The 12,476-nt window shown below is 68.3% G+C and carries 3 protein-coding genes; all 3 read left to right on the top strand.

What is annotated here, in order from left to right; translation table 11 throughout:
* On the top strand, positions 1 to 914 hold a 914-nt coding region (locus WAW17_RS22485; protein ID WP_422335121.1), incomplete at its 5' end, for an RDD family protein.
* Positions 915 to 1,014: 100 nt separating this feature from the next.
* The gene (locus WAW17_RS22480; RefSeq protein WP_422335120.1) at positions 1,015 to 1,497 is read left to right on the top strand and encodes an adenosine-specific kinase; all 483 of its coding nucleotides are present in this window, start codon (positions 1,015 to 1,017) and stop codon (positions 1,495 to 1,497) included.
* Between the two features lie 92 nt (positions 1,498 to 1,589).
* Positions 1,590 to 12,188, top strand: coding sequence for an SDR family NAD(P)-dependent oxidoreductase (locus tag WAW17_RS22475; RefSeq protein WP_422335119.1), 10,599 nt, complete (start codon positions 1,590 to 1,592; stop codon positions 12,186 to 12,188).
* The last annotated feature ends 288 nt before the right edge of the window (positions 12,189 to 12,476 follow it).

Genomic DNA, 12,476 nt, shown 5'->3' with positions numbered 1-12,476 from the left:
TGCTGGAGCGTCTCGATCTCGATGCGGTGCTGGGCCGTCTCGATCTCGATGCGGTGCTCGAATCGCTCGACGTCGATGCGCTGGTGGCACGGCTCGATGTCGATGCGCTGGTGGCACGGCTCGATGTCGATGCGCTGATGGGGCGGGTCGATGTGAACGCGCTGATCTCGCGTGTCGACATCGACGGGATCGTCGGCCGGGTCGACGTGCCCGCGCTGGTGGAACGGGCGCAGATCGATGTCATCGTCAGTAACGCCAGCCGCGGGGTGATGACCAGACTGCTCGACGCGATCCGCCGTCAGCTCGTCGGCGTCGACTTGGTGCTCGTCGGTGTCGTCAGCCGGATCTTGCGCCGGCCCCGCGAAACGGCCACCATCACCGACGGCAGCGTGACCGGTCGGCTGGCCGGCGGCGTCACCCGCTTGACCGCCTTCGCGGTCGACGTCTTCACCGTGTCGTTCTCCTATGGCGTCGTCGTCGCGGTCGGTGTGTTCCTCGCGGAGTTGTTCACCGGCGGTGAGTTCACCGCCGATCACACCGGGTTCTGGTACAGCCTCGGCTACCTCACCTTCGGGTTCCTCTACTTCTGGATCGGGCTCACCCTGACCGGTCGTTCGATCGGCAAGGGTCTGGTCGGGTTGCGTGTGGTCGGTCGCAACGGCAGCCCGATCAGCCCGGGCCAGGCCGCGATCCGCACGCTCGTCTTCCCGATCAGCTTCATCCTGTGGATCGGCCTGATCCCGATCGTGCTGGGCAAGCGGCGTCGAGCCTTGCACGACTGGGCGGCGGGCAGCACCGTGGTCTACGACTGGGGCGACCGGCCGAGCGAACTGCCGGCGCCTCTCACCGACTGGCTTCGCCGCCACGACGTCGACCCGGGCCGACCGGGCACCGTTCCGATCACGCCGTCCTGATCCGGGTATTCGCGGCGAACTCGTTGCCGTCCCTGCCGGTGCGAGGCAGACTGACTTCTTACGCTGGCCTGCCGATTCGCAGGCATCCGAGGAGGCGATCGTGGAGCTGCACATCGTGGCGGTCGACAAGCCCGAGGACATGAACGTGATCGTCGGGCAGGCCCACTTCATCAAGACCGTCGAGGATCTGCACGAGGCACTGGTCGGAGTGAGTCCGCACCTTAGGTTCGGTGTGGCGTTCTGCGAGGCCTCCGGGCCCCGTCTCGTGCGCTGCTCGGGCAATGACGACCGCCTCGTAGACTTGGCCACGCGCAATGCGCTCGCGGTCGGCGCGGGCCACTCGTTCTTCGTGTTCCTGGAGGACGGCTATCCGGTGAACGTCCTGAACACGCTGAAGCAGGTAGCGGAGGTGTGCGGCATCTTCTGCGCTACGGCCAACCCCGTCGAGATCATCGTGGCCGAGACGGAACTCGGCCGGGGCATTGCCGGTGTGATCGACGGGGGCCCACCTGCCGGCGTGGAGACGAGTGCCGACGTCGACGACCGCAAGGCGCTGCTTCGCACGATCGGTTACAAGCTCTGAAGTGCAGATCGCTGAATTCGGGCGGTCGCGGCGGATACAATCGGGATTCCGCGCTGGTACGGGGGGTGCTCTCGGTTAGGAGCTGATCTCGTATGGCCGATCAGGCGAAACTCCTCGATTATCTGAAGCGGGTCACCGCGGACCTGTACCAGGCCCGGGAGAAGCTTCGCGAGGCCGAGGGGGTGAGCCGCGAACCGATCGCGGTCATCGGCATAGGTTGCAGATTTCCCGGCGGGGTGCGGTCGCCGCAGGACTTGTGGCGCTTGGTGGAATCGGGTTCGGATACCGTCTCCGAGTTCCCCGCGGAGCGGGGCTGGGGGCTGGCGGAACTCTACGATCCGAAGGCCGAGCAGGCCGGTAAGACCTACACGGTGCAGGGCAGCTTTCTCGACGACCCGGGCGGGTTCGATCCGGAGGTCTTCGGCATCTCTCCGCGCGAGGCGCTGGCCATGGACCCGCAGCAGCGTCTTCTCCTCGAAACGAGCTGGGAAACCTTCGAACATGCCGGCATCGATCCGAGGTCGGTGAATGGTAACCAGATCGGGGTCTTCACCGGGCTGTCCGGTATCGACTACTCGGCGCTGGCCGGCGGCAGGCCGCCCGAAGACCTCGAGGGTTACTTCATCACCGGCAACGCCATGAGCGTTGCCTCCGGCAGAGTGGCGTACAGCTTCGGCCTGTGTGGTCCCGCGATCACTGTCGATACTGCGTGCTCGTCGTCGTTGGTGTCCATCCACCTCGCCATGCAAGCGCTGCGCAGCGGTGAGTGTGAACTGGCACTGGCCGGCGGAGCGACCGTCATGTCGACCCCAGGGGTGTTCGTGGAGTTCAGTCGCCAGCGCGGGCTGGCCCGAGACGGGCGGTGCAAGGCGTTCTCCGCCGCCGCGGACGGTACGGCTTGGGGCGAAGGCGCGGCGATGATCGCGTTGGAACGCCTGTCCGACGCAGAGCGCAACGGTCGCCGGATACTGGCCGTCATCCGCGGCAGTGCGGTGAACCAGGACGGTGCCAGCAACGGCCTGACCGCACCGAACAAACAGGCCCAGGAGCGCGTGATACGGCAGGCGCTGGCAAGCGCCGGACTCGGCCCGGCAGATATCGACGCGGTCGAGGCGCACGGTACCGGCACCACACTGGGGGATCCGATCGAGGCATCGGCTCTGTTGGCAACCTACGGCCGCGAACGTCCCGCCGAGCGGCCGCTGTGGCTCGGCTCGGTGAAGTCGAACCTCGGGCACACCCAGGCGGCCGCCGGCGTCGCCGGAGTGATCAAGATGATCATGGCGATGCGATACGGCGTCCTACCGAAAACGCTGCACGTCGACCGGCCCACCCCACACGTCGACTGGTCCGCCGGCGCGGTGTCCCTGCTCACCGAGAATCAGGAGTGGCCGGAGGTCGAACGGCCCCGCCGGGCGGCGGTCTCGTCGTTCGGCATCAGCGGGACCAACGCGCACGTCATTCTGGAACAGTTCTCACCGGCCGAGCCGCGGTCTCACGAATCGACGTCTCCCTCCGCCGAGGTCGTAGCCTGGTTCGTTTCGGGCCACACCGAACTCGCGCTACGCAATCAGGCCGAGCGGTTGCGCGAGTACGCCGCCGCCCACCCCGAACTGACGCCCGCGGTGGTGGCCGCGGCTCTGCTGGGGTCGCGTGCCACATTCGACCACCGCGCCGCCGTGATCGGCGCAGAGCCCCGGGGGCTACTGGCGGGCCTCGACGCGCTGAGCCGAGGCGCGCCGAGCCCCGACGTGGTCACCGGCACGGCGTTGGAAGCGGGGGACCGGCCGGTGTTCGTGTTCCCCGGCCAGGGCTCGCAGTGGGTGGGCATGGCCACCGAGCTACTGGATTCGTCGCCGGTGTTCGCCGCCGGCGTGCGGGAGTGCGCCGACGCGCTGGCCCCGTACACGGAGTTCTCGCTGGAGGGCGTGCTGCGCGACCCTGATCCGGACTCGCTGAACCGGGTCGACGTGGTGCAACCGGCGCTGTTCGCGGTGATGGTGGGTCTCGCACAACTGTGGCGTTCACACGGCGTCGAACCTGCGGCTGTGGTCGGGCACTCGCAGGGCGAGATCGCCGCCGCCTACGTCGCCGGCGCGCTGAGCCTTTCGGACGCGGCACTGGTCGTCGCGGCACGCAGCAAGGTGATCGCCGCGTCGGCGCGGCGTGGCGGCGGGATGGCTTCGGTGGCACTGCCGCCGGACGTCGTGCGGGCGAAGATCGAACCCTGGGCCGGCGCCGTCGAGGTGGCGGCGATCAACGGGCCGTCCGCGACGGTGCTGTCCGGCGCCGTCGACGCCCTCGATACCCTGGTCGGGCAGTGGCAGGGCGACGGCGTCCAGGCCAGGCGGATCGCTGTGGAATACGCATCGCACTGTGCGGATGTCTCAGTGCTGCGCGAGCCGATTCTCGAAGCCCTCGACTCGATTACGCCCCGCCGGTCGCGGATTCCGTTCTACTCGGCGGTGACGGGTGGCGCATTGGAAGGCACCGCGCTCGACGCGGACTATTGGTACCGGAATCTGCGCCGCACGGTTCGGTTCGAGCAGGCGACGAGGTCGCTGGCCGCGGACGGGTACCGATTGTTCGTCGAGGCGTGTAGTCATCCTGTTCTGACCGTGCCGATGCAGGAAACTCTCGAGGCGGCCGCCATTGCCGGCCGAGTCATCGGCACCCTCCGGCGCGACCGTGCAGGCCTACGCCAGTTCACCGCCGCACTCGCCGAGGCACAGGTGTACGGAGTGAACATCGAGTGGAACCGGGTGAGGTGGGCGGGGCGCGACGATCGGCAGCAGTGGGTGGACCTGCCCACATATGCCTTTCAGCACCGCCGCTACTGGCTGGACAGTCCTGCGCCGCACGGTGACGTCGCGTCGGCGGGCATGGAAACCGGTGGGCATCCGATGCTCGCCGCGTCGGTCGAACTCGGCGACAGCCGCGGTGCGGTGTTCACGGGATTGCTTTCGCGACAACGTCTTCCGTGGCTGAGCGATCACGCGGTCAGCGGCACCGTGATACTGCCCGGAACGGCCTTCGTGGAGCTCGCCCTGCACGCGGGGAACCGCATCGGGTGCGGTCGGCTCGAGGAACTCGCCATCGAGGCGCCCCTGGTGATTCCCGCCGAGGGTGAGGTCGCGGTACAGGTGAGCGTGCTCGCCGACGGCGAGGCCGGCCGATCCACGGTGTCGGTGTACTCCCGGCCGGCGGAGGACTCGGGAGAAACTCCATGGACTCGGCACGCCGCCGGCACGCTCTCGGCGGCCGTGGACACCGCCGAGTCCCCCGAACAGCAGTGGCCGCCCGCGGACGTCACGCCGATAGACGTGCGAGGCCTCTACCGGCTGCTCGACGAGGCCGGCTACGGGTACGGCCCCACGTTCCGGGGTCTCCGGGCAGCGTGGCGCCGCGGTGACGAGTTGTACGGCGAGGTGCGGCTGGGCGGAGAGGACCCGGCCGCGGCGGTTGCGGGATACGGGATCCACCCGGCGGTACTCGACGCGGCGCTGCACGTGATTGCGTTCGGAGCCGCAGAGACCGGTGCCCGCGACATCCGGTTGCCGTTCGCCTGGGACAACGTGCAGCTGCACGCCGTGGGCGCAACTGCCTTGCGTGTGCACATCACCACGACCGGGCCCGAGCGATACCGGGTATCCGCTTACGACGCGGCAGGCACAACGGTGGTGACCGCGGATTCGCTGGCGCTGCGCCCGCTCGGGGATGCGGGCGTACCGGCCGCCGGGGCCGCTGACAGCCTCTACCGCGTGGAGTGGATGCCGGTCGGTGCATCCATCACGCCTACGGCAGACCTCATGCCGCTCGAGGAGGCGCTCGCCGGCGGTGATCCCGCAGGTCGCGTGCTGTGGCTGGCCTGCGAACCGGGTGACGGGCCGGATATGCCGACCCGGGCGCACGCCGCCGCGGAGGCGACGTTGCGGGCGGTCCAGTCCTGGCTCCGCGAGGATCGTCTGGCAGAGACCCGCCTCCTGGTCACGACCAGGCTCGCAGTGGCGGTCCGCGACGAAGACCCGATCGAGAACGTGTCTGCCGCACCCGCGTGGGGCCTGATCGGTGCGGTGCAACATGAGCATCCGGACCGCATCACCCTGGTGGATCTGGACGTGCGGCGCAGTGAGCTCCGCGACTCTACGCTGCTGTCAACGGCATTGGCCTGCAACGAACCTCAGCTGGCGATCCGGGAAGGTGTACTGCTGGCGCCCATGCTCGCTGCGGTGACGCCCGCCCAAGCTGCACTCGAAGCGGACCCGGCCCCCTTCGGTCCGAACGGAACGGTCGTGATCACCGGTGGCACAGGAACTATCGGCAGACTGATCGCCCGACACCTGGTGGCGCGGTACGGGGTGCGCCGGCTCGTGTTGACCGGCCGGCACGCGCTCGATGCCGAGAGGGTGGCCGAACTGCGAGCCGAGTTCACCGAACCGGAGTCCGATTTCGGGACGGAGGTCCGCGCGGCCGTCTGTGATGTGGCCGACCGCGCAGCGGTGGCCGCGCTGCTCGCCGACATTCCCGACCTGTCCGGGGTGATCCACGCCGCCGGTGTCCTCGACGACGGCACCGCTGCCACGTTGAGTCCGGAACAGTTGCACACCGTCCTTCGCCCCAAGGTGGACGGTGCCTGGAATCTGCACGAACTCACGCGCGACCGCGACTTGTCGGCGTTCGTACTCTTTTCCTCTGCGGCGGGTGTTCTCGGTGGCGCCGGCCAGGCCAACTACGCGGCAGCGAATGTCTTCCTCGACGCACTCGCGCAGCACCGTCGTGTCCGCGGGTTGCCGGCGATCTCCATGGCGTGGGGATTGTGGGACCGACCCAGCGGGATGACGTCCCATCTGAATGCGGCCGACCTCGATCGGTTGCAGCGCACCGGCATCGACACCATCAGCCCGGAGTCGGGACTGGCCATGTTCGACGCCGCGCTCGCGGTGAACCGTCCGTTGATCGTGCCGATCCGGCTCTCGACACGCTCCTCCCGGTCCGACGGTGAATCGGTACCGCCGATCCTGCGCCGAGTCCTCGGTACCCGTCGTCGCCGCGCCGCTGCCGCCGATTCGGCGACGGGCCTGGCCGACGAACTGCGTGCACTGGATCCCGGAGAGCGGCACAGCCGAGTTCTGGATATCGTCACCACCCACGTGGCCGCCGTACTCGGCCACGACGGAAAAGAGGCGATCGACCCGGAACGTGCCTTCAAGCAGCTGGGATTCGACTCGCTCACCGCCGTGCAATTGCGTAATCAGTTGGCGACCGCTACCGGTGTAAGACTCTCTGCAACTGTCGTTTTCGACTATCCCACCGCGGATGCGCTCACCCGGGAACTCGAGGATCGCCTGCTCGGCAGCAGTGCTGCTCCGCAACCCACCCGGCCGGCGCAGACTCGCAGGGGCGACGACCCGATCGTGATCGTCGGGATGGCCTGCCGGTACCCGGGAAAGGTGTACTGCCCGGACGACCTGTGGCGACTCGTCCGCGATGGCCACGACGCCGTGGGCGCGTACCCCGACAACCGAGGCTGGAATCTCGACGAGGTGTACGACCCCGACCCGGACCGCAGCGGCACGACCTACATGAGCTCGGGAGGGTTCCTCTACGACGCCGACGAATTCGACGCCGCGTTCTTCGGCATCAGCCCCCGCGAGGCGATCGCGATGGACCCGCAGCACCGACTGCTGCTCGAGTGCGCCTGGGAAGCCCTCGAGCAGGCGGGTATCCGGCCGAACTCGCCCGGTCTCACCGACACCGGGGTGTTCGTCGGGATGATGGGTGGCGACTACGGCTTCCATCTGATGAGTCAGCGAAATATCGACGCCGAGGGCTACCTGATGACCGGGACCAGCAACAGTGTGGCTTCCGGCCGGATCTCCTACACTTTCGGCTTCACCGGTCCCGCAGTCACCGTCGACACGGCGTGCTCGTCGTCGCTTGTGGCCATGCATCTCGCGGCCCGAGCGCTGCGCGACGGTGAATGCTCGCTTGCGCTGGCAGGCGGGGCGACGGTGATGGCCACACCCGGTGTTCTGATCGAGTTCAGCCGTCAGCGCGGGCTTGCCCCTGACGGACGGTGTAAGCCGTTCTCCGGCTCGGCTGACGGCACCGGGCTCAGCGAAGGCTCGGGCATGGTGGTGCTCGAGCGGCTCAGCGACGCAGAACGCAACGGTCACCGGGTGCTGGCGATCATCCGCGGATCGGCGGTCAACCAGGACGGCGCCTCCAACGGGCTGACCGCCCCGAACGGGCCGTCCCAGGAGCGGGTGATCCGGCAAGCGTTGGCCGATGCCGCGCTCGGCCCCGCCGACATCGACGCCGTGGAAGCACACGGCACCGGCACGACCCTCGGTGACCCGATCGAGGCGCAGGCCCTGCTGTCCGCGTACGGGCAGGATCGGGGGGGCAGGCCGCTGTTGCTCGGTTCGGTCAAGTCGAACATCGGTCACTCCCAGGCGGCGGCGGGGGTGGCCGGCGTGATCAAGATGGTGATGGCGATGCGGCACGGTGTGCTGCCACCGAGCCTGCACGGCGACGCACCCACCCGGCACGTCGACTGGACCGCGGGCGAGGTGTCTCTGCTCGCCGAACCGGTGGCGTGGCCGGAGACCGGACGGCCTCGCCGCGTGGGGGTCTCGTCGTTCGGCATCAGCGGAACGAACGCGCACATGATCCTCGAACAGCCACCTGCCGTCGCAACCCCGATCGTCTCGCCGCCGGCAAAGCCACTGGTCTGGGTGATTTCCGGAAAGACCGGCGACGCGCTGCGGGGGCAGGCCGCGCGGTTGGCGGACTTCCTCGACAAGAGCGAGGAAGATCTCCCGGATCCGGCCGACATCGCGTACTCGCTGGCCACCCGATCCGGCTTTGCGCATCGCGCTGCGGTGACCGGTGAGACGTTCGCCGACCTGCGTGGCGGCCTGGCCCGCATCATCGAGGGGCGACCGGGCGGCAACGTCATCGCCGGGACGAGCGACCGCGGCAAGACGGCATTCATGTTCACCGGCCAGGGCGCGCAACGGATCGGAATGGGCCGCGGCCTCTACGAGGCCTACCCGGTGTTCGCCCGCGCCCTCGACGAGGCCTGTTCCGCACTCGACGAACATGTGGAGATCCCGGTGCGGCAGGTGATCTGGGATGACTCCGAGGGTGCCGATGCGAAGCTCGACAGCACCGAAAACACCCAACCGGCGCTGTTCGCCGTCGAGGTCGCGCTCTATCGGCTGCTGCGGGATTGGGGCATCACCCCCGACTACCTGATCGGTCATTCGATCGGCGAGATCACCGCCGCACACGTCGCGGGGGTGTTCGATCTGCCCGATGCCGCCGCCCTGGTGGGTGAACGCGGACGGTTGATGCAGTCGACCGAACCGGGCCGGATGATCGCCGTAAGGGCACGCGCGGAGGACGTCGCGGCGCAGATGAATGCCCGGGTCGATCTCGCGGCCGTCAACGGCGCCGAATCGGTGGTCCTCGCGGGCGGCGAACGCGACGTGCGCGCCGTCGCTTCCGAACTGTCCACCGCCGGAATGAAGACCACGAGCCTGCGGGTCACGCGGGCCTTCCATTCCGCCCTGATGGAACCCATCCTCGACCAGTTCACCACCGTCGTGTCGAGGCTGACGGCGCAGCCGCCCAAGGTTCCGATCGTCTCCAACGTGACCGGATGCATCGCGACCGCAGAGGAACTCACCTCTCCGGGGTACTGGGCGCAGCACATCCGGCGGCCGGTGCGTTTCCATGACGGCATTCGCGCCCTCGACGAAATCGGCGTCACCCACCTCGTCGAAGTCGGTCCCGGCTCCGCTCTGGCCGCACAGGCTGCCGAAGTCGTCCCGAATGCCATCGCTACCTTGCCCGGCCGCGGAGACGAGGCGCACGGGCTCATCGAGGCGGTCGCTGCCGCCTATGTGCAGGGTGTCACGATCGACTGGGATCGGGTGCTTCCCGGTCGTCGCCGGGTGGAACTGCCTACCTATGCATTCCAGCGTCGATCCTTCTGGCCGTCGGAGCCCACGCGAAATACCGGCGACCCGACGGAACTGGGGTTGAGCCCGGCGAATCATCCGCTGCTCGGCGCGGTGGTGCGACTCGAAGACGACGCGGTGATGTTCACCGGACAGCTTTCGCTGCACAGAGATTCGTGGCTCACCAGAGCACTGGTCGACGACGGCGATCCGCCCTCGACCGACGACGGGCAGACGCTGATGCCGGCGGTGTTGGTCGAACTTACATTGCATGCAGCTCATTACGTCGGTCTCGACCACATCCAGGAACTCACCCTGGACCACCCACTGATCCTCCCGCCGACCGGTCGCGTTTTGGTTCGGGTGCTCGTGTCGCCGACCACCACCACCGGCGGTCGTATCGTCACCATCTCCTCGAACCTGGAGGAGACCGACGGTTCGGACACCTGGGTGCAGAACGTGTCGGCGACGATCGACGACGTCGTCAGCCCTGCCGCCGCGGTACCGCAACAGGTCTCGGGGGACGCCGAGGCCGAGGTGCGCCTCGAAGACGGCACCGACACGAGCGGCTTCGGCATCCACCCGGAGTTGCTGCAGGCGGCGCTCGAGCCCATCCTCGGATCGGACGACTGGCCGTTGACCTGGTCGGGAATCCGACTGCACACCGTCGGAGCGGACGCCGTGTCGGTGCGGTTCGCAGCGAGCGAGGACGGGCGGTATCGCGTCGCCGCTGTCGACCCCGAAGGTGAGCCGGTGCTGACCATCGATGCGCTGCAGGTGGTGCCGAGACCGGTCGACGGGGAAGGCGCAGGCCGTCGAGCGGATCGGCGACTGCACCGGACGGCCTGGATTCCGGTCGAGGCTTCCTCGCCCGAGCGGACCCTCGGCCCGGTGGTCGTCCTCGGCGACTCGCCCATTGGTGGGATCTTCCCGAGCTGTCCCGACGTGGCGGCGTTGCGAACAGTGATGGCGACCGCGCCGGACGAAGGCGAGGGACGGCCCTGGACGGTGCTGGTGGGGTGTGGCACCGAGGGCGAGCAAGGCCCGGAAGCGACCCATGAACTGTGCGCTCGGATACTCCGACTGCTGCAGGAGTGGCTCGACGACGAGGATTTCGCCGACAGCCCGCTGGTGATCGTGACCCGCAATGCGATGGTCACCGACGACGGGCAGGATCGAGATGATCGGCCCGACCTCGCAGCCGCGGCAGTGTGGGGCCTCGTGGGCTCCGCGCAGAACGAGAACCCCGATCGCATGGTGCTCATCGATCTCGATGAAGCCTCGGACGCGGAAGCCGTGATCACATCGGCACTGGCGAGCGGGGAACCGCAATTGGCGGCCCGGAACGGGACCTTGCTTGCGCCTCGGTTGCGACGTATGCCTGCGGTCGACGACTCCGGTTCGCGATTCGATCCCCACGGCACCGTTCTCGTCACCGGCGGCACCGGCACGGTGGGATCGCTGGTGGCTCGCCACCTCGTGACCGAGCACGGGGCACGGCACATGTTGCTGACCAGCCGGCGCGGACCCGACGCGGAGGGTTGCGACCAGCTGTGCCGCGACCTCAGCGGTATGGGGGCCGAGGTCAGCGTCGTTGCCTGCGATACCTCCGACGAGTCCGCAGTCGCGGGGTTGCTGGCCCGGATACCGTCGGAACACCCTCTGACGGCGGTGATCCACGCGGCCGGCGTGATCGACGACGCCACCCTCGCTTCGCTCACCCCCGAGCGGCTCGACACGGTGCTGCGGCCGAAAGTCGATGCGGCCTGGCACCTGCACCGGCTGACCGCGACATGCGAGGTGCGGGCCTTCGTCATGTTCTCGTCCCTCGCCGGCGTCCTCGGGGCACCCGGGCAGGCGAATTACGCGGCCGCGAACATGTTTCTCGACGCTCTCGCCCATCATCGTCGAGCCCTCGGGCGGCCCGCGGTCTCGATCGCGTGGGGCATGTGGGCACCACCGAGCGCGATGACCGACAATCTCGGCTCGATCGATCTCGTCCGAGCGCGCCGCAGCGGAATGGTTCCGATGACCGCTGACGACGGCCTGGCACTGTTCGACAGCGCGTTGACCGCCGGTGCGCCGACTGTGGTGGCCGCTCGGTTCGACCATTCCGGTTCGGCGGCGCCCTACCTTCCCGCCCCGCTGCGCGGCCTGATCCGCGAACTACGCCCGCGCGCCGCGGCGTCGGACTCGGTCGTGACCGGATCGAACGGGTCCGGCCCGTCGAATTGGGCTCAGCGCCTTGCAGATCGGTCGATTCCCGAACAACGGCACCTGATGCTCGACCTGGTACGGACCGGAGCCGCCGCAGTACTGGGTTACGACGCGTCGGACTCGGTCGACCCCGATCAGGCGTTCAAGGAACTCGGCTTCGACTCGCTGGCAGCCGTCGCGCTCCGCAACCATCTCGGTGCCGCCACCGGGCTGCGGCTGCCGCCGACCATGGTCTTCGATCACCCGAGTCCGCGTGCCGTCGCCGAGTTCCTACGCTCCGAACTCGTTCCGGACCCGGTGTCGGTGGCCCTTGCCGACGTCGACCGGCTTCGCGCGACCATCGCCGAGCTCGGCGAAGACAGCGAGGCGCGGTCGGCGATCGCGCAGCGGCTGGAAAGGCTGCTGGCCGAGGTCGGCGGGGCCCCCGATGCGCATGCCGACACGGTCGACAAGATTCACGCCGCGACGAGCGAGGAAATCCTCGACCTGATCGATCGTGGTCTGTGAGTCCCGGGCTGCGGGTGTGGTGCTCCTTACTGATATCGTGCCGTGGCAGATGCCGGCGTCGGAAACGGGGTCGGTGATCCGCGTATTCCCGGTCGACGACGCTGGGTAGCTGATGATGGAGGAGTACTCCAGGCTGCTGTCTGATCGCACGAATCTCGTTGCTGTGCAGCAGGTGTCGAATGCAGTCGATGGATCCGGATTTCTTCGCCTTCTCCGGTCGCAAGTCTTCGGCCCCCGGAAGCGCGTGTTGTACGGCAAGTCCGATGTGCCGGCGGATATGCCGCCGTG

This window comes from Rhodococcus sp. (in: high G+C Gram-positive bacteria), assembly GCF_049286785.1.
Classification (GTDB): domain Bacteria; phylum Actinomycetota; class Actinomycetes; order Mycobacteriales; family Mycobacteriaceae; genus Rhodococcus_F.
This window is presented reverse-complemented; position numbering and strand designations above follow the sequence as displayed.